We start from the raw sequence: 17,948 nt of genomic DNA, 5'->3' as shown, positions 1-17,948 counted from the left end.
GTGTTTTTTAGTTAAAATCGTAAGCATAAGCTTCGTTTTCGCCAGATAACTGGCTTCTGTCTTTCTATGCAAAAAGCTTACACCGTAAGCATTCGCTATCGTTGTCGTGATGTCACTGCCTCGGATTTAGTTTCTACTAAATGAGGGTTTTCATGAAAATATAGTGAAAAAAACAGCCTGAAAACAAAAAAAAGTGACACCCGTGTGTAGACGGGGCACTTTTTGAACGCTTGCGCGATTTGTTAAGATTCTTTTAAAGCCCATGCAATAGTTTACTCTGAACGGGTAGCGGCTGTCAAGACAAGTTATTTGTCGTCGTCATCCTCTTCATCCAAATCGGAATCATCTTCATCCAGATCGGAATCTTCGTCCAGATCATTGTCTTCCTCTTCGTCAGACTCTTCAATGCCTTCTTCGCCAAGATCCTCTTCGATCTCTTCATCCTCAAAGAATTCAGTATCCTCTTCCGCTTCTTCCTCTTCTTCGGATTCAGTACCAAATGCATCGTACTCGTCTTCCTCTGCGTATGTATCCTCTTCCTCAGCGTAGATGTCCTCATCCAGATCATCGTCTTCATCGTTAATGATTCTTGGACGCTTAGCGTTACCTACTGCATCGTCTGATTTCTCGACAGGATACCAACGTTTCAAGCCCCATAGATTTGTACCTACGCAAGCGAAACGTCCATCGATGTTGATTTCCGTATATAGTTGGGCAATCACTTGCATCACATTCTGCTCAGATAACCCTTTAATTTTTGCAATTTCTGCCATCAAGTCACGGTAATAAAACGGCGTATTCGCCGATTTCAATAATTCAAACGCCAAATCCACCATCGGCATTTCGCGTGCTTGTTCTGTGGTGATTTTGAGTGTGTATTCGTTACTCATCTAAGGCACATCCCTTTCGACCGTCTTCTTCACTTCTTCTATCTACCTTATCCAATATCTTCATTAAGTAAAACCTATTTTTTCTAAAAATGCAACTACCCCCAAGAAACCTTTCGGACAGCCTGCCTAAAATGAATACAAGCGAAGGTCCCCCTCCGCTTGCGACTGTATCCTAAGGAAGCGGTATGAACGAATCACTGCCGTTTCCAGTACCTGAGGAAGAGACACTCCTGCTCGCGCCTCTCTATTTATCCTATGTAAAACCAGCACATCTGCCACGGCTTCGCACCCATTTATTTCTACAAAGGCTATCACACGGTCAGACGGGGTGACCTGTACATAAGATAGGGGAGACTCGATTTTAAGTTGTCATGGGGGGATGGCACGTATGGATATAGCCACCTTTCTTCATTTGCTTCATGAGGAAATCGGACTCACCAAGCAATCTGGCAAGAAGCACATGATCCGTTTCTCATCGGCTAAGGACTATTACGCATGCAAATCCGAGCTTAAGCGAATGAGATCCCGACTCATAAACCTCACCAAGGTTCATGCTCTAGACATCATTCACGCCTTCTCCTGCACGCTTCGTCCCGACTCCAAACTAAAGCAATTCGCAGGCAGCCCGATCATCGAAGAAGATTCCAAAATTACCGTTCACCAACTGATCGGGAGCAAATCCATTCTCAAACGAGCAACCACGTTATCCGGCTCCGGTTCCCACACAATCCCCTGGGGCGTTGATCAAATTGGTGCTCCTGACGTTTGGAGCAAGTCGTTAGGTCAGAACATCCGGGTAGGCGTCATCGATACCGGGATCGACTACAATCACCCCGACTTACGGAATTCAATCTCACGGGGGATCAATTTATTAAACCGCAGTATGCTTCCCTATGATGATAATGGTCATGGCACGCATATCGCAGGCACCATCGCTGCAACCGGCCAGCATAGCGGCATTATCGGCGTAGCGCCAAGATCCATCATTCATCCTGTAAAAGCTTTCGACCACAGCGGAAGCGCTTATGTATCAGATATTATTGCCGGTATTGATTGGTGTGTAAACAATGATCTCGATATTATCAACATGAGCTTTGGCATGAAGTCGTACAACCGTGCTCTGGAGCAAGCGGTATTGAACGCCTACTACAGAGGAAAAGTCATTGTTGCCTCATCGGGTAATGACGGCAAACGTAAAACAATCGATTACCCTGCACGCTTCCCGCAGGTCGTCTCCGTTGGAGCCACAACGCGGCTAGGCCGCATAGCGCCTTTCAGCAACCGCGGAAAACAAATTGATATCTATGCACCAGGAGAAAAAGTCTACTCATCCTGGCTCCACGGCAAATATAATGAGCTCAGCGGCACTTCAATGGCTACAGCTCATGTCAGCGGCGTTATCGCGTTGATGCTGTCCATCAAACCCTTGTCGCCGCAGCAAATCAAAAGTGTGCTGCGCCGCTGCGCGCTCAACTTGAACAAACGCGAGGGCATGCGCTGGCAGCCCGGGCATCTCAATGCCAGACGGGCCTTACGCGCTGCAAGGCAGGTTTGAGGCCCGTAAAAAGAAAAAGGAGTTAAGCGGCCTGCTGCTGCTTAACTCCTTTTTCTTTTTACGGCTGGGAGCGGAAATTACATCCGCTCCGGTGCAGATACGCCAACTACGCGAAGCGTGTTGGCCAGTGTCGTGCGCAGCGCGCCAAGCAAGGCGAGGCGGGCTTGCGTTAAGGCCGCATCATCCGTGATGACGTAGTGGCCCCTGTAGTAGCTATGGAACTGGCTCGCCAGTTCGTAAACATAGCGGATCATACGATGCGGCGCGTATTGGTCCGCCGCGATCGCGATTTCCTCCGGCAGCTCGCCGATCTTGCGCAGCAAGTCGAACTCAGCTTCCGAGGAAAGCTGGTGCAGGTCAACCTGCTCCAGCGGGAGCACCGCGATGCCTTGCTCTTCCGCCTGGCGGAAGATGGAACAGATCCGTGCATGTGCGTACTGCACATAGTAAACCGGGTTCTCATTGGACTGAGAAACCGCTAAGTCCATGTCAAAGTCCAGATGCGAGTCCATGCTGCGCATCGCGAAGAAATACCGGATCGGGTCGACGCCGACCTCGTCCATGAGATCCTCCATCGTGACCGCTTTGCCGGTCCGCTTGGACATTTTGACCTTTTCCCCGTTTTGGAAAAGGCTCACCATTTGCGCGATCAACACGACGAGTCGATCCGCCTCGAAGCCCAGCGCCGTCATGGCCGCTTTCATCCGTGGGATGTAACCGTGGTGGTCGGCGCCCCAAATATTAATAAGACGTTCGAAGCCACGTCCGAATTTGTTGCGGTGGTACGCGATGTCAGGCGTCAGGTAAGTGAATGAGCCGTCATTCTTGATCAATACGCGGTTCTTGTCGTCGCCCAGCGGCGTCGTGTTCAGCCAAGTCGCGCCTTCTTCTTCATAGATATGTCCATTGTCGCGCAATTCTTGCAGAACGGGCGGAATGAGGTTGTCTTCATAAATCGACGTCTCGGAGAACCAGTTGTCGAAACGCACACCAAAGCGGCCTAAATCGCGTTTGATTTTGTCGAGCTCTTTTTTGAGGCCGTACGAACGGAAATACGCGCGGCGCTCATCATCCGACAAGCTGAGCAGGCGGTCTCCTTCTTCCGCGGCAAGGTCTGCCGCGAAGCCTTTGATATCTTCTCCGAAGTAGCCGTCTTCCGGCATTTCGGCATCTTGTCCAAGCGCTTGCAAATAGCGGGCTTCGATCGATTTGGCCAAGTTCACGACTTGGTTCCCCGCATCGTTAATGTAGTACTCCCGGGATACGTCGTAACCGGCAAGGTCCAGCACGTTACACAGCACATCCCCAACTGCTGCGCCGCGGGCATGTCCCAGATGCAATGAACCTGTCGGGTTGGCGCTGACAAACTCAACTTGCACCTTCAGCCCTTGGCCCACGTTCCTTGCCCCGTACCGCTCACCCTGTGCGAGTACGTCAGCGATAACAGGATAAAGGTACACTTTGTTCATTTTAAAATTGATAAAGCCCGGTCCGGCGATCTCCGCTTCTGCGATGTTCGCTTTATCTTTCTGCAGGTTCGCAATGATCTGCTCAGCGATTTGTCTTGGATTCTGCTTCGCAATCCGGGTTAGCTGCATCGCAATGTTCGTTGCGAAATCCCCGTGTGTTTTCTCCTTCGGCACTTCAAGAATGATCTCCGGCAATTGCGCCGCATCCACGATACCTGCAGCAGCTACTGCGTCTGCTATAGCTTGCTTCACTATGACTTTGACTTCATTTAGTACATCCATTCTTCTTACTCCTCCTGAATTAACAACTTAATCCTGTATTCCCCCGCGTGCGTGCCGGATGCGTATAAATCATATTTCCATCGTGTGATTCCGATGCCGTGCTCAGCCTCGCTGGTCAGCTCATGCGTCTCGATTTCGAGTTCCAGGCGACCTTGCGGCGTATGATAAAATCCGATGCGTCTCTCGCCGGGCACAAACGTTTGCTCCGCTTGTACATCTCCTTGGCGGACGATGCGGATTTGATTCTCTTCCAGCTTAATAAGCGTCACCGTTCGTCCAAGCTCGCTGCGTTCTTCTTCATAGCGGATGTAGGTGTGATTGCCTTTGCGGTAGAGATCCCCCCGCGCCTTTTGCACCGTTGTCTCGCTCCCGCTCCGACTTTCAATGCGAATGCGCACACGCGCTTTATCCGTCATGATTCGTCATTCTCCTATTCTGCAGGTCCTCTTTGCACCTTATGTCAAGATAAGGCAAGTTAGGTATTAGTTTATATGAAAGGTTCGCCGAATTCAATGTATCCCTGCGATGACCGTACAAGAACGCTGTCGAATGCCGTGCTTCACTTATGCGAAAAAGCCTCGAGTTTCACGAAAACGTGAAATCCGAGGCTTTTTATTTCTACCCGCCCGCTTTAAATGGCCGGAATTGGCATCCCAATGTTTGCCCACTGCTCCTTGGCAGGACCATAGGCGCCGATTACAGGCAAGCCCGCTTGACGCATCAAAATTGTGAGCTGGCCGCGATGGTGAATTTCATGCTTGATGTAGGCAAACAGCGTTTCGCTAATCGTCCACTGCATGCCGAACATGTTCACAACTTCCTGCAGCTTAGCGTCGGTTAGCTGTGTGCGGACAGCTTCGATAATCGCTGCTGTTGTCGCCCTGTAGGCATCCGCAATGACTGCCGCTTCTGATGGCGGCTGGCTGGCTGCGGACGGCGCTTCGAACTTCAGGCCTGTTCCGAGCAGCATGCCACGGTCGGTGTGAACCAAGTGCCATGCGATATAACCAAGCGGCCTGTAGCCTTCGGCTTGCGGCTGCTGCAAGGATGCGTCCGTTAAGGCGTCGAGCAGCTGCTGCGTTGTTTTGGACTCTTGCTGGTATTCTTTAATAAAGCTTTCTACGGTAGTAAACATGTTATATACCTCCATGAATGTTAGGATTGTTTTTCACTTCATGTAATTAGTATAACCAAGCAGGACTGACATCTGTATGTCAGCATTGAAAAGGCAAGTCGAAATTTTCTGGGCGTGTGCGGCTAGTTGGGGTTGGGGGTGGGGTTGGGGTTGGGGTTGGGGTTGGGGTTGGGGTTGCGGTTGCGGTTGGGGTTGCGGTTGCGGTTGCGGTTGGTTGGGTCGGGGTTGCAATTGCAGTTGGGGTTAGCTTAGGGTGGCCTGGCAGTGGCCTGGGGTTGGGGTCTGCACTCCCCTCCCATGCGAAAGGGAACTGGAGTCCTCTATTTCCGGAAAATCGGTGTTTTCACCGTCTAAACGGAACTACAGGATCTTATTTGCCCAGACTGCCCCCTTTTTCCACTTAAAAGTGAACAATAGCGGATCATAGTTCCCTTTCAACAGCCAAATGGCTGTTTCTTAAGTAAATAGCGGACTGAAGTTCCCCTTCGGCTTGTTCACATGGACATTTCTGCACGTTCCGCCATAGTCAGCGGCAGCAAAAATCAGTGCCACAGGCATAGGGGTGGAACATTCACCCGCGCACAAAAAAGGCCGCCAGCTCTTCTTGCTTCCAAGAATGGCTGACGGCTTTTCCCATTTATTTAATCAAATCTTCAACAAATCTAGGCAAAATGAAAGCTGCTTTATGCAGGCGTGCTGTGTAGTACTTCGTTGGGAATTCCGGAATGGAAGCTTCCTCAACTTGAAGAGGGTCATGCTTTTTGCTGCCCATTGTGAAAGTCCACAGACCGCTAGGGTACGTAGGAATGTTCGCGCTGTATACACGAACGATTGGGAAGATTTCTTTGACATCACGGTTAACCGTTTGAATCAGGTCTGCTTTGAACCAAGGGTTATCCGTTTGCGCAACGAAGATCCCGTCTTCTTTTAAAGCATCATAAATTCCTTGGTAGAAGCCTTTGGTGAACAGCTCAACTGCCGGGCCAACCGGCTCTGTGGAATCGACCATGATAACGTCGTATGTATTTTTGTGATCATGAATGTGCATGTAACCATCGTTTACGATAACTTCAACGCGCGGGTTGTCCAGTTCGCCGGCAATGGTTGGCAGGTACTTTTTGGAATACTCAATCACTTTGCCGTCGATATCGACGAGAACGGCTTTTTTCACTTTCGGATGCTTCATGATTTCACGGATCACTCCGCCGTCGCCGCCGCCGACAACAAGTACGTTCTCAGGGTTCGGGTGAGTAACAAGCGCAGGGTGCGCTACCATTTCGTGATAAACGAACTCATCTCTTACCGTTGTCATAACCATGCCGTCAAGTGTAAGCATAGTTCCCCACTCTTCGGTTTCGATCATCGCAAGGTCTTGAAAGTCCGTTTGCTCCCTCACGTAAGTCTCTTTCACTTTCGCTGTAATGCCGAAGCTGTCCGTTTGTTTCTCTGTGTACCACAAATCCATGTTCATACCTTCTTTCGCTTCTATATTGGATGAATAATGACTGACATTCGTTATCTCTAACAGTGTTCCACCGGCCCAAAAAGTCATGCAAGGACCTCAAGAATTTCCCGGGCCCTCACACGCACAAATTGTATTATAGTTCATTACCCCCAAAATGCAATAATTTCCTAGGGCTTTTACCTATTTCATAAAAAATATTTACAATTTATTGAATACGGACCCCCAAGCTTTTCCATACTGGGTAATACGGCCTTTGAGCACAAGGACTTAAGACGACGCGTCAACGATAGAGAGGAGGTAGGAATCGATGTCCGAAAATGAAAACAATCATCAGCCATCCAAAAGCACTGCGCAAAAAGCAAAAGAGCAAGAGATGCCCGCGTCTATGCGCTGGATGCGCCGCATCAAAAAAATGTTCTCTTTTTTCTTCACTTCCTGCGTTCTTATGCTTATCGCTGCGGCTGTCTTTTTCGTGTATTTGCGAGCGCAGACGCTACCGGTTACCAAAATGCTGCAAACTTCTCAAATGTTTGATACGCACGGCGAACTCATTGACACTTTCTATTCCGGACAAAATCGGCAGGTAGTCTCATTAAATGAAATTTCGCCATATCTCATAAAAGCAACACTCGCTGTGGAAGATCAGCATTTCTACGATCACTTCGGCGTCGACGTGAAGGCGGTGGCCAGGGCTGCGATTGTGAATGTGCAGGCAATGGCCAAGGTACAGGGAGCAGGAACGATAACGCAGCAGTTAGCGCGGAATTTATACCTAAATCACGATCGCACGTGGACGCGTAAAATCAAAGAAACGATGTATGCGGTCCAATTGGAAATGCAGCTAAGCAAGGATGAAATTCTTGCGGATTATTTAAATCAAATCTACTACGGTCATTCAACCTATGGCATCGAAACAGCTTCCGAGCTATTCTTCGGCAAACATGCGAGCGAACTGACCCTCGCGGAAAGTGCCCTGATCGCCGGTGTTCCGAAAGGGCCCAGATACTATTCACCTTATTACGATATGAAAAATTCGCTGGATCGGCAGAAGGTCGTTCTGCAAACGATGGTACGCAGCGGATTCATCACACAGGCTGCAGCAGACGCTGCCGGCAAAGAAAAGTTGACAATTCAACCACTGACGAAGAAGAAGCCTGCAGCAGCCCCTTATTTCCGGGATTATGTGCGAACACTCGCTACTGAAAAGCTGGGCATCTCCGAGGAACAGTTTGATGAAGGCGGCATCCGCATTTACACAACGCTCGACAAAAAAGCGCAGGAAATCGCCGAAAATGTCGTCAATCAGCAGCTGAACGGCAAGACGGATCTGCAAGCTGCCCTCGTCGCCATCGACCCGCGTACCGGTGAAATCAAAGCGATGGTCGGCGGACGCGACTATACGGAAAATCAATTCAATCGGGCCCTGTCGAATACGAGGCAGCCTGGGTCTTCTTTTAAGCCGATTGTGTATATGGTAGCTCTGCAAAACGGGTATACCCCCGTCACACAAGTGAAAAGCGAACCGACAGTGTTCACTTACGATGAAGGACGCCAGCGGTATACACCGAGAAATTTCAACGATCAATATGTGAATGCGAATATCGATATGCGGCAAGCGATCTCCAAATCGGACAACATCTATGCCGTGCATACGATTCTGGATGTCGGCCCTGCGAAGGTCATTGATTTGGCTCGCAAGCTTGGCATTGACTCTCCGATGAAGCCCTTGCCGTCACTTGCGCTCGGTTCCTTCCCTGTCAGCCCGCTTGAAATGGTGTCGGCCTTCGGTACGATCGCGAATCAAGGCGTGCATAAGGAAACGACCGCGATTGCGCGAATCGAGGATGCGAACGGTAAAGTTTTATATGAAGCACATCCGAAAGAGGAGCAAGTGCTGGACCCAGCTGTGGCTTACGTGATGACAAATCTCATGGAGAGTGTTTTCGAGGAAGGTGGGACAGGCAATCGTGTCGCCAGCACCATCAAACGGCCGATTGCCGGTAAAACCGGAACGACGGATACCGACGCTTGGCTGGTCGGCTTCACACCGGAGCTCGCTACTGCGGTATGGGTCGGCTATGATAAGGACCGGGACATCTCTACCGTCGAGTCTCATTTGGCATCGCCGATTTTCGCAGAATTCACGGAACAAACGCTGGAGGCCATTCCGCCTAAGCTGTTCCAAATTCCGGAGGGCGTAGCTAGTGTTTACATTGATCCCGCGAGCGGCAAGCTGTCTAATGAGGACTGCCCGAATTCCCATCTCGAGGCTTTTCTTTCCGGCACGGAGCCAACTACGTATTGCACGGGCAAACCCGCCAAGCCCGCTTCGGGCGATGATAAAAAAGACTCGCCAAAAGGCCAAAACGGCTCTTGGTGGAATGATATCAAACGCTGGTGGAACGAATGATTTCCGGTCTCCGCCCAGCTTCCAAAGAACACAAAAAGGCAGAACTAAGCGCGTCTTAGTCTGCCTTTTTGCTGTCCTAGTATATGAGGTAACATACACTAGGGTCTAGTATACTCGGTTCACCTTACCGTAACAATGGATGACACATAATGTTCATAATCTCAAATTATGCCTTGGTTCGATTACGAAAGGGCATCTTTCAGCGCTTGATCCGAGCGGTTCCACCATTCTTCATTGTGGGCGATCAGCTGCTTTTTCAAGGCTGCGCGCTCGCCGTCGGACAAGCCGTCAAAGATGAATTTACGCTTCATCGCACCATCCATCTTGTTCACGTGGTCCGCTAATATTTTCCAACCCCTGCGCGCTTCTGTATCGATCAGCATCTCGCATGCCGACATTCCGGCATAGTAAGCTCCTTCTTCCGTGCGGTCAACCGCAACCCAGACGATCCACGCTTTGCGTCCGTTCGGCACATCCTCTTTGTTCGTTGAGAATTTAATCCCTTTCTCGATTTTACTCTTGGCATGCAGCGTACCTTCATCGAGGTAGGCTTCATCCCCGTCGATAATAACTCCCGAAACGTTGCTAAGATCGATGGCTCCGGCACCGAATCCTTTGTGATTGACTTTGGAGCTTACTATATTTAAGGCCAGCTTCTTTTTATCCGCTTCCATGAGGGCACCTTCCACTCTTCGTAATGTTAAAATGACGCTTTGCTTTTATTGTAGCTAAAGTCCTCCACGAGAACAAGAGCAGAGGAACGCCGCTTGGCCAAAGCCCTCTTTTAAAGCGAACTAACAAATCTTTTCCACTCACAGAAATATTCCCTAGGTTGTCTACATATACATGCTGTAGATGCTTGTTAGGCGGGGTGAATCTATTGAGTGTTTTATTCAAAAACCGCAAGGTACAATGGTTCGTTGTCATGCTCCTTGCAGCAGGCACTGTCTTGCTGTCTGAATCTTTGCTCCCATCCGCAAGTAAACTGACGGTGCCCGTCGTCTCTAAAGAGGAACCGTCAGCTCCGGCACCGGACATGCAGCCTGCCGATCGCGGCAAATCTTCAGAGAAACAAACGCAGGAACCGCTCAGCTACCGCATTGCGGAGTATCACATGAACGTTGCCTACACACCTGAATCGAGGCAGCTCCAAGGACAGCAAACGTTAACGTGGGAAAATCCCGGAACGGTACCTGTGCAAGAAATTTATCTGCATTTATATCCGAATGCATTCGCATCTAAGAAAACGACGTTTATGCGGGAATCCGGCGGCAAGCTGCGGCAGGATGAAGCCACGGCCGATAGTACCGGCCGCATGGACTTGCTTTCTGTCAAGACCGCTGACGGAGAGGATCTTACGCCGCGGATGGCGTTTGTACAACCCGATGACGGCAATAAAGACGACCATACCCTGCTCAAAGTTCCGCTGCTGAAGCCAGTAGGAGCCGGAGAGCGAGTCACGATCAAGACGGATTTTCTTGTCAAGCTGCCTGAAGCTTTCGCACGTATGGGCTATGTGGATGACTTCGTTATGGCCGGTCAGTGGTTCCCTAAAGTAGCCGCCTATGAACGGGCGGGAACAAGGGGACGCACAGAGCCGGGTTGGAATCTCCACCAGTACCATGGGAATTCAGAGTTCTATGCGGACTTCGGCCTGTATGATGTGAAAATTCAAGTGCCGGCGAACTATACCGTCGCTGCAACCGGTTTTCCTGTGAAGCCGGCCGTGACGGAGAACGGAACCAAGACGTATCAATTTTATGCGGATGATGTGCATGATTTCGCATGGTCGGCTTCGCCTCACTTCGTGTACGTGGAAGAGCCTTTCTCAACGCCGCAAATCCCCGGGATGAAGATCAAGCTCTATCTGGATCCCAATCATCAGGAATTGAAAGACCGTTATATGTACGCTGCCAAAAAGGCCCTTACCCGCTACAGCCAGTGGTACGGAACATACCCGTACTCGACCCTTTCCATTGTCGTCCCTCCTCCCGGAGGCAACGGCGCAGGCGGGATGGAGTATCCTACATTGGTAACGGCTTGGGGCGCGAGCGATAAGAACCCGGACCTGGATCTGGAACGCGTTGTCGTTCATGAGATCGGGCACCAGTACTTCTATGGCCTCGTGGCCAGCAATGAATTCGAAGAAGCTTGGCTGGATGAAGGCTTTACCTCCTATGCCGAGGACAAAGTGATGGAGGCTGAGTTCGGGGCATCCCCTAATTTACCTGTCGAGTCCAGCTTTATCACATCGCCTAATACACTCAAGCAAAATGCATGGGCTTATACCGGACATGATCAATATGCTGAAAATGTGTATACAAGAGGCAAGCTCGTGCTGAAGGCGATTGAGAAACAGGTTGGCACCAAAACGATGGATCGCATCATGCGCACTTATTTTCAAAAGTGGGAATTCAAGCATCCTTCTACGAAAGACTTTCAAAACGTTGTCGAGGAAGTAACCAAAACGAAGTGGGACGACTTCTTCAATGAATATGTCTACGGCTCAATGATGATCGATTACACCGTGGAGAGCATCCGCGTGAAAGCCACTGGCAGCAAAGGAACGGGACCTTACGAAAGTACGATCCTCATCGCCAAGCGCGGCGGCAACTCACCCGAAGTGCCGATCCAGTTCCATTTCGCCGACGGCACCGTGCTCGACAAAACATGGGACGGCAAAGAAAGCAGCATCGAATTCAAGTTAACCCATACGACGCCCGTAGACTGGGTACGTATCGATCCGAACTACTCGCTCATTCTGGAAAACAAACATATCAATAACTTTATGCAAACGGAAGTAAATACCAAGTGGAAAATCCGTTGGAATCTCGGCATTATTCAGTTCCTGCAAGCTATTTTCGGGTGGGTCGCCTGGTAGGCGCCCACTCTTACGTGAAAGTTTTCCTTCGGAAAACTCAGCACACGCTTACGAAGATAGTTTTCCTTCGGAAAACTCTTAGGAGGGACACCCATGACAACCTATCTCAAATCCGGCTTCAGGGCGGCTCTGCGGCAACCCTTCGCCACAATCGTCTTATTCATGTACCAAATGGTCTGGGGCATCCTGCTCTATAAGCTTGTGCAAGGGGTGCTGGTCCCGCTCATGCACCGCTTTCCTGGCGGGGACCAGCCGAAGGAAGCGCTCCATCTTTTTCTCGCCGAGAGCCAATTCCAGCTAGTCAAAACGGATCTCAGCCATTCCTATTTATGGGGATTGGCTGCCCTGCTCCTAGCTCGCATGCTGTTCACCCCGATACTGAACAGCGGCGTCTACTATTCACTCACGCATTCCGAGCAAAATGCCGGCTATCGCTTCGTTCGCGGCGTCAAAGAACTCTCGCTCCCTTTCCTCGCCGCGTATATCATCCGAATCGCCTTGTCTTTGCTGCCGCTCGTCTGGCTATTGCCCAAAGCGCAAAAGGTGCTTGCGCACAGCACATCCTATGAACAAGCCTCCCTCGACTTACTACCATGGCTTATGGGCATGTTGGTTTATGGCTTTCTGCTCCATCTGCTCTTTATGTACGTGCAATTCGCCATAGCCGCACATCTCGGCATTGTATCCACCGTCATCACGTTCATGCGCTTTTCGTTTCCGATTATCGGCCTTTCTCTTATACTTTTGCTCAGTTCAGGACTTTTGGCAGGGATTACAGTTACAGCGACCTATATCTGGGCAGGTCTGTTAGCGCTGATCATTTATCAGCTCTTCCCGCTTTTCAATATATTCTTGCAAATGTGGGCCATTACATCGCAATTTCAGCTTCTTTCCGCCAAAATGAACCCCTAAAAACACAATAAATAAAGCTAAATATGGTTTATATTTGTTCAATCCCCTTGCAAAAGGGGATTTTTTTGTCTGGAAAGCGAACAATCTCACATTTTTTCAGACCGATTTGAACCTAAAAGGAGGAATTTCGATGTTTATGACGAATTAAGAGACTAGCATTAAAAAAACCAAATATTTCATGCCGAATTCCTCATTTTTTGGGGAAACGGGGGAACCACTACCCGGGTGAATTGATCTTGCAAGACAGGGATCATAGGGAACCTTCAACCGAACCCTCCAGCTAACCTCGTAGGCACCGGAAGGAGACAAGCAGTTGAAAAAGGTTGTTGCTCTTTTTTTTAGTCTTGTTTTGTTTTTGAGTGTAGCTTTAGGGAGCGCGTCTGCGTCAGAATCCAAATTGGACTCAACGGTTGACGATTTGCTTGGAACACCGTACCGCGATGCGGGAACGACAACAAGAGGCTTTGACTGCTCTGGTTTCACCGCGTACGTGTTCAACCAATTCGGCATCGACCTTCCTCATAGTTCTGCTGCTCAAAATAAAGAGGGCTACTGGATTGACAAAAGTGATCTTCGCAAAGGCGATCTTGTGTTCTTCAACACAGGGGGCAAAGGCATTTCTCACGTGGGCATCTACCTTGGAAACGGTGAATTCATTCACTCTGCATCCGACGACGGTGTTGTGATTAGCAAGCTGAGCCAATCCTACTACGCGAAGAGATACGTATCCGCAAGACGTGTTCTGTGGGACGATATTTACAATCAACTAACTGCTGAATCCAAGTAATTTTCTTGCTACTCAGAATAAAGCCCCGACAAGCGATAGCTCGAAAGAGCCGCTATCAGGGCTTTTATTCTTGACATGGCGTGTAAGCCGTCCTATAATTACGGCAATAAGTTTTCTAGGGTTCCGTGGCGCTGCAGCGTCAGTCTGGTCCGAGAGAAAACACACAGCGGATACGCTGTGGTCACGGAGGGGAAAAAGCCCGGGAGTCATATCGCTCAGCGATATAGCTTCCAGGCTTTTTCCTTTTTTGCCGCGGCATTTATGGGCATCATAGTAAACAACTTAAGGAGTGATTCATTATGGCGTGGTTGTATCTTGTCATTGCTGGCGTTTTCGAGGTGGTATGGGCCATTTCTTTGAAATTTTCCAATGGTTTTACACGACTAATTCCGTCCTGCGTAACGATTGTCGGTATGATAATCAGTTTTTATTTTCTGGCAGTCGCAACGAAAACCCTTCCTATCGGCACAGCCTACGCGGCTTGGACTGGAATTGGCGCAGTAGGAGCGATTATTATTGGCACCCTATTCCTCAATGAACCCGTCAGTTTGCTGCGTATCCTATTTATGATTCTCATCTTGATCGGCGTTCTCGGCCTCAAATTCACATCCGGACACTAAGTATTTCATGCACCCATTAGGCCGATGATTTCCTAAGCGACCGTGTAGCTGACGTACCAGAAAGAGCTGCCGACAAAAATGCGCAAATTTTCCGCCAGCGGCTTAAAGATATCGTTCAATTCTTCATACGAATAGTAGTTTTTAATAATTTCGTGCTTGGAGCCATCGGCCAACTCCCTTCTTTTATACGTATCCTCGCTATGTTCAAGCGTAATTAGCTCCCCGCCTCTTCCCGGTACGTACACATTATCCGCCATGAACACGCGAGCCCCGCGGCCAAGCCGCTCGTGGAATCCTTGCAGAAAGGAGTCCAGACGATTCTTCGGAATATGCGAGAACCAGAAGTTGGCGAACCCGAAGTCGAAGGCCCCTTGTACTTCAGAGAGCCGGTAAGCATCCCCTTCTACGAAGGTTGTGTTATGAAGCGGCCAAGGCTTCGATTCGGCTATTTGCAGCACTTCGGGACGGATATCCACACCGACGATGTGTTTTGCTGTTTCCGCAATGAACTGTGTCCAATACCCGGTACCGCAAGCCACTTCCAGAACACGGCTGCCTGCTGCCTGCTTCTTCACGATATCCGCCAGCATCGCCAGCTCACGCTGAAATTCCTCATCCTCTCGATGGTAAATTCGCTCATATTCCACCGCTCGTGCTCCGTAGTATTCCTGCATGCCTTCTCTTTCTTCATTTAAAAGCCGCTGCTTATCCTTCACCTCATGGAGGATCCGCTGCCTGGCTGCCAACAAGTCGGCGAAAATAGCTCCGCCTTGTGCGGAGTAATTCGCCAAAAGGCCATGCGTAGCCATAACAATTAGCTGCGTCATAGACAAGCCCGTTTCCTCAGCCATGCGCTCCAGATCGGCCTTTACCTTTTCAGGCAAGTAGACAGAAAGTCTTTTGGTTTTATCGTTTTTGTCATCCATCTCGAGGTAGCCCCCTTCGTTTTTGCTATTTTAACATATATTATGTGTCATTAAAACATTTATATTGAGTTGAAAATGAGAAAAGCGAGCAGATGTACAAACATAAAAAAGGCCGGGCACCCGTCGCTTGGATGGATCCCGACCTTTTTTCACATGAATTGACGCTCGCTGCCGTAACGGCGCTTCAACTGGCTTAAGAAAAACTGCAGGGAGAGAAAGAGCAGAGAGAAGCTCGCGCCTACACTCAAAATAATCCAAGGATGCAGCCTAATGTACCGGGACCCATATGCAATAAGCGAAAGCCATTCTCCTGATGTCGTAATGGTAATGGAATAGCCGGCATCGCTATCGCCAATTGTTTCTGTACCGCCAAGCACGATGTTAAAGACAGCGAGCTGCCCCAACAGGAAAAGCACCTGCATGAATTCGCTAAGGAAAATGAACAGCATCTCATTTCTCATGCAGGGGACCAGATGCCGGATCATGCGATGAAAGACTGAACCCCCCATCAACCGGGAAGCTTCAATAAAGAGTTTGTCATTATAATAACGTGCCCGCTCAGCTATTTGATGAGCTAACGGGAATACGCCGATGAATGTAACGAGAATGACGAAGGTAACGGAGAAGAGCATTTTGTAGTGCGGGTCCGCTTTTCCCCATTGATCCAGCCGCAGTCCGAAATACATACCGGCCAGTGGCGGAAAAAGGAAGACAAAAGCCGGTACAGAAGCGACCACCCACTGCATAGCCTTGAGAGCCCCCCACCCTTTGCCGGTGGTCCCGCTCCACAATCCCCAAGGCAGCGCAATAATAAAACGGAGCAGCGTTAACGCTAATGTCGTTCCCAACGTATATTTCAATCCGTTAAGCAGCAGGCTCAGCATATCGAAGCCCCGATGATCCGTCCCGAGCGGGAACGTACTGTTCGGTGAAAACGGCGGAATGCTGTAGCGTGTTTTGCCGTCTTGTTGGTATTGAATCATGTTGATTTTGTCATCCGGCGAAATGCCATGCGGCTTCAGCCACGTGCCGAATATCGCCACAAGGAGGATTAGAACGATAAGAGCTATGGAGATATAAAATGCGCTTGATGAGCGTTTGATCATTGTGAGACGACCCCCCCCGTGCGGACGATAAACTTTTTACGCAGCAAAGCATAGAGCACGTGAAAAGCCATCGCGAGCAGCGCAAGCGACATGCAGATGACCGACATCGATGAGACACTTTGCAAGGCAGGCGAGATAATGAAGCCCCCCAGGCCGGAAATGCCGCAGATCGCTTCTGCGACAGCCATGCTTGCAAGCGCCAGCGTCGTCGCCTTCGGCAGGACCGAAAGCAGGTCCAACATCACGTTGCGCAGCACATGGGCGACAAGCAGCTCGCCTCGGGTTAACCCTTTTGCCTGCGCGGTGACCACATAATCCTGACCCAGTTCACGCATAATGGCGACGCGCATCGTGCCGTAAATCGTAACCGACGGAATAAGCGCAATGGTGAGAAACGGGATTAGAAAAGGCGTTTTATCACCGACTTGTACGATCAACAGCACGTAGTGCCCCAGAAACTTCGTTGCATAAATCGCACCTAATTGAATTAGAACAATTAAGAAAAAATCAGGCAAGCCCACAAGCAGAGCCTGCACGCCATCCAGTACGGCACCCAATCTGCGCCACATGGACGCTAGCATCGCCATAAGCATACTGAGCACAATTGCCATCAGTAAACCAGGGATGAAATATGTGCACGTGCGAAGCAGCATGACAGGAAGCTCTCCAATTACAGCAACCTCTTGGCGGTTAAATGGATTGCGGAATTTACCGAAATCCCCATGGAAGAAGCCTTGGATCTGGTCTTTCACCGAATACCCGAAATAGCGCCATGAAATGACAGGATGCTCCAGAGGAACAGTGGTCGCGCGAAAAATGCCTTTGATCGTCAGCGTCTTTCCGACGTAGTCCCATGCCTTGCCATAGGGAACGGCTAGCAGCCCGGATTTCTCGTTGAGGACGCGGCTTCCAGGCAGCTGTTCGCTTATTCTCTGAATGCTCGTGTCTGGCCCAATTGTGACTCGAATCTGATCTGGCTGGGTAGACAAGAATGCATTCTGAATGTTACTCAGGAAAAAGATGCATACAAGCGTAAACACTCCGAGTAACAGCCACCGAATTGTTGACTTCAACTATCGTCACCTCGTTCTATTATTCACCGTTGGTAGATTACTATTTTCATAGTTTACCATGATTCATTTGGGAGTACTATCCATTTCGCTCTGGAAGAATATGCGCGGCGGTGATGGGGGCGGTTGGTAAAAGACATACTGGTGCGGAGGCGGGAACTGTAAGTGAGATGTCGTACCTGAGGCAGCGAGTGTTGTTGCGGTTGGGGTGCGAAGGCGGGAGGGAAACTACGGTCCGCTATTCGCGCCTAATGGGCTCATTTCAGGGGCTGAGCGGAACTACAGGATCTTATTCGCCCAAAAAGCCCACATTTGGGCTGGAAATGGTGAAATAGAGGATCATAGTTCCCCTCATGTTGCCAACTCCTCGCTTTCTCGGAAAATAGCGGACCGTAGTTCCCTTCCGCTCAGAGACCGGTCTGATCGGTCTGATCGATCAG

General features: G+C 49.7%; 15 protein-coding genes and 2 riboswitches. Of the genes, 6 read left to right on the top strand and 9 right to left on the bottom strand.

What is annotated here, in order from left to right:
- Nucleotides 1–305: 305 nt before the first annotated feature.
- Nucleotides 306–890, bottom strand: coding sequence for a DNA-directed RNA polymerase subunit delta (gene rpoE, locus J2Z65_RS16030; protein ID WP_167054494.1), 585 nt, complete (start codon nt 888–890; stop codon nt 306–308).
- Nucleotides 891–1,278: 388 nt separating this feature from the next.
- Here rpoE and J2Z65_RS16025 point away from each other — a divergent pair, with 388 nt between their 5' ends.
- Nucleotides 1,279–2,445 (top strand): S8 family peptidase, encoded by a 1,167-nt coding sequence (locus J2Z65_RS16025; protein WP_167054496.1) that lies wholly within the window; start codon nt 1,279–1,281, stop codon nt 2,443–2,445.
- A gap of 77 nt (nt 2,446–2,522) precedes the next feature.
- Here J2Z65_RS16025 and argS read toward each other — a convergent pair whose 3' ends face one another.
- The 4 genes from argS to speE all read right to left on the bottom strand — a co-directional run bounded on the left by argS (nt 2,523) and on the right by speE (nt 6,796).
- A complete protein-coding gene (gene argS, locus J2Z65_RS16020; protein WP_167054498.1) occupies nt 2,523–4,196 on the bottom strand; it encodes an arginine--tRNA ligase in 1,674 nt (557 codons plus the stop codon).
- Between the two features lie 5 nt (nt 4,197–4,201).
- A complete protein-coding gene (locus tag J2Z65_RS16015) occupies nt 4,202–4,612 on the bottom strand; it encodes a YwiB family protein (RefSeq protein WP_167054500.1) in 411 nt (136 codons plus the stop codon).
- 215 nt (nt 4,613–4,827) lie between these two features.
- On the bottom strand, nt 4,828–5,331 hold the full coding sequence (locus J2Z65_RS16010) for a DinB family protein (protein WP_167054502.1): 504 nt from the start codon (nt 5,329–5,331) through the stop codon (nt 4,828–4,830).
- 637 nt (nt 5,332–5,968) lie between these two features.
- Nucleotides 5,969–6,796, bottom strand: a complete 828-nt coding sequence (gene speE, locus J2Z65_RS16005; RefSeq protein ID WP_167054979.1) for a polyamine aminopropyltransferase — start codon at nt 6,794–6,796, stop codon at nt 5,969–5,971.
- A 307-nt stretch (nt 6,797–7,103) separates the two neighbouring features.
- Here speE and J2Z65_RS16000 point away from each other — a divergent pair, with 307 nt between their 5' ends.
- Nucleotides 7,104–9,206 carry a transglycosylase domain-containing protein gene (locus J2Z65_RS16000; protein WP_167054504.1) on the top strand — a complete coding sequence of 701 codons (2,103 nt, stop codon included), beginning with the start codon at nt 7,104–7,106 and terminating at the stop codon, nt 9,204–9,206.
- A 182-nt stretch (nt 9,207–9,388) separates the two neighbouring features.
- On the opposite strand, the gene J2Z65_RS15995 is transcribed toward J2Z65_RS16000, so the two are convergent.
- Complete coding sequence (locus J2Z65_RS15995; RefSeq protein ID WP_167054506.1) at nt 9,389–9,880, bottom strand: YwhD family protein; 492 nt, start codon at nt 9,878–9,880, stop codon at nt 9,389–9,391.
- A 251-nt stretch (nt 9,881–10,131) separates the two neighbouring features.
- Here J2Z65_RS15995 and J2Z65_RS15990 point away from each other — a divergent pair, with 251 nt between their 5' ends.
- The 4 genes from J2Z65_RS15990 to sugE all read left to right on the top strand — a co-directional run bounded on the left by J2Z65_RS15990 (nt 10,132) and on the right by sugE (nt 14,406).
- Nucleotides 10,132–12,087, top strand: a complete 1,956-nt coding sequence (locus J2Z65_RS15990) for a M1 family metallopeptidase (RefSeq protein WP_167054982.1) — start codon at nt 10,132–10,134, stop codon at nt 12,085–12,087.
- A 93-nt stretch (nt 12,088–12,180) separates the two neighbouring features.
- Nucleotides 12,181–12,999: a hypothetical protein gene (locus J2Z65_RS15985; protein WP_167054508.1), complete on the top strand. Its 819-nt coding sequence runs from the start codon at nt 12,181–12,183 to the stop codon at nt 12,997–12,999.
- 169 nt (nt 13,000–13,168) lie between these two features.
- Nucleotides 13,169–13,309, top strand: a riboswitch (cyclic di-AMP (ydaO/yuaA leader).
- A 3-nt stretch (nt 13,310–13,312) separates the two neighbouring features.
- Nucleotides 13,313–13,786 (top strand): C40 family peptidase, encoded by a 474-nt coding sequence (locus J2Z65_RS15980; RefSeq protein ID WP_167054510.1) that lies wholly within the window; start codon nt 13,313–13,315, stop codon nt 13,784–13,786.
- Between the two features lie 104 nt (nt 13,787–13,890).
- Nucleotides 13,891–13,994: riboswitch (guanidine-I (ykkC/yxkD leader) on the top strand.
- Nucleotides 13,995–14,085: 91 nt separating this feature from the next.
- Nucleotides 14,086–14,406, top strand: a complete 321-nt coding sequence (gene sugE, locus J2Z65_RS15975; RefSeq protein ID WP_167054512.1) for a quaternary ammonium compound efflux SMR transporter SugE — start codon at nt 14,086–14,088, stop codon at nt 14,404–14,406.
- A gap of 32 nt (nt 14,407–14,438) precedes the next feature.
- Here sugE and J2Z65_RS15970 read toward each other — a convergent pair whose 3' ends face one another.
- The 3 genes from J2Z65_RS15970 to J2Z65_RS15960 all read right to left on the bottom strand — a co-directional run bounded on the left by J2Z65_RS15970 (nt 14,439) and on the right by J2Z65_RS15960 (nt 17,511).
- Entirely contained in the window at nt 14,439–15,332 is an 894-nt protein-coding gene (locus J2Z65_RS15970) for a class I SAM-dependent methyltransferase (RefSeq protein WP_167054514.1), read from the bottom strand.
- Between the two features lie 149 nt (nt 15,333–15,481).
- Nucleotides 15,482–16,438, bottom strand: a complete 957-nt coding sequence (locus tag J2Z65_RS15965) for a hypothetical protein (RefSeq protein WP_167054516.1) — start codon at nt 16,436–16,438, stop codon at nt 15,482–15,484.
- Nucleotides 16,435–17,511 carry an ABC transporter permease subunit gene (locus J2Z65_RS15960; RefSeq protein ID WP_167054518.1) on the bottom strand — a complete coding sequence of 359 codons (1,077 nt, stop codon included), beginning with the start codon at nt 17,509–17,511 and terminating at the stop codon, nt 16,435–16,437. Before J2Z65_RS15960 ends, J2Z65_RS15965 begins: the two co-directional genes overlap by 4 nt.
- Nucleotides 17,512–17,948 lie beyond the last annotated feature (437 nt).

The sequence above is a fragment of the Paenibacillus aceris genome (assembly GCF_017874035.1).
GTDB lineage: Bacteria > Bacillota > Bacilli > Paenibacillales > NBRC-103111 > Paenibacillus_E > Paenibacillus_E aceris.
The sequence above is the reverse complement of the archived record's forward strand: the minus strand, read 5'-3'. Positions and strand labels throughout refer to the sequence as shown.

Coding starts and splice junctions, on each gene's coding strand:
- rpoE (WP_167054494.1), bottom strand. CDS start 890: ATGAGTAACGAATACACACTCAAAATCACCACAGAACAAGCACGCGAA.
- J2Z65_RS16025 (WP_167054496.1), top strand. CDS start 1,279: ATGGATATAGCCACCTTTCTTCATTTGCTTCATGAGGAAATCGGACTC.
- argS (WP_167054498.1), bottom strand. CDS start 4,196: ATGGATGTACTAAATGAAGTCAAAGTCATAGTGAAGCAAGCTATAGCA.
- J2Z65_RS16015 (WP_167054500.1), bottom strand. CDS start 4,612: ATGACGGATAAAGCGCGTGTGCGCATTCGCATTGAAAGTCGGAGCGGG.
- J2Z65_RS16010 (WP_167054502.1), bottom strand. CDS start 5,331: ATGTTTACTACCGTAGAAAGCTTTATTAAAGAATACCAGCAAGAGTCC.
- speE (WP_167054979.1), bottom strand. CDS start 6,796: ATGGATTTGTGGTACACAGAGAAACAAACGGACAGCTTCGGCATTACA.
- J2Z65_RS16000 (WP_167054504.1), top strand. CDS start 7,104: ATGTCCGAAAATGAAAACAATCATCAGCCATCCAAAAGCACTGCGCAA.
- J2Z65_RS15995 (WP_167054506.1), bottom strand. CDS start 9,880: ATGGAAGCGGATAAAAAGAAGCTGGCCTTAAATATAGTAAGCTCCAAA.
- J2Z65_RS15990 (WP_167054982.1), top strand. CDS start 10,132: ATGCTCCTTGCAGCAGGCACTGTCTTGCTGTCTGAATCTTTGCTCCCA.
- J2Z65_RS15985 (WP_167054508.1), top strand. CDS start 12,181: ATGACAACCTATCTCAAATCCGGCTTCAGGGCGGCTCTGCGGCAACCC.
- sugE (WP_167054512.1), top strand. CDS start 14,086: ATGGCGTGGTTGTATCTTGTCATTGCTGGCGTTTTCGAGGTGGTATGG.
- J2Z65_RS15970 (WP_167054514.1), bottom strand. CDS start 15,332: ATGGATGACAAAAACGATAAAACCAAAAGACTTTCTGTCTACTTGCCT.
- J2Z65_RS15965 (WP_167054516.1), bottom strand. CDS start 16,438: ATGATCAAACGCTCATCAAGCGCATTTTATATCTCCATAGCTCTTATC.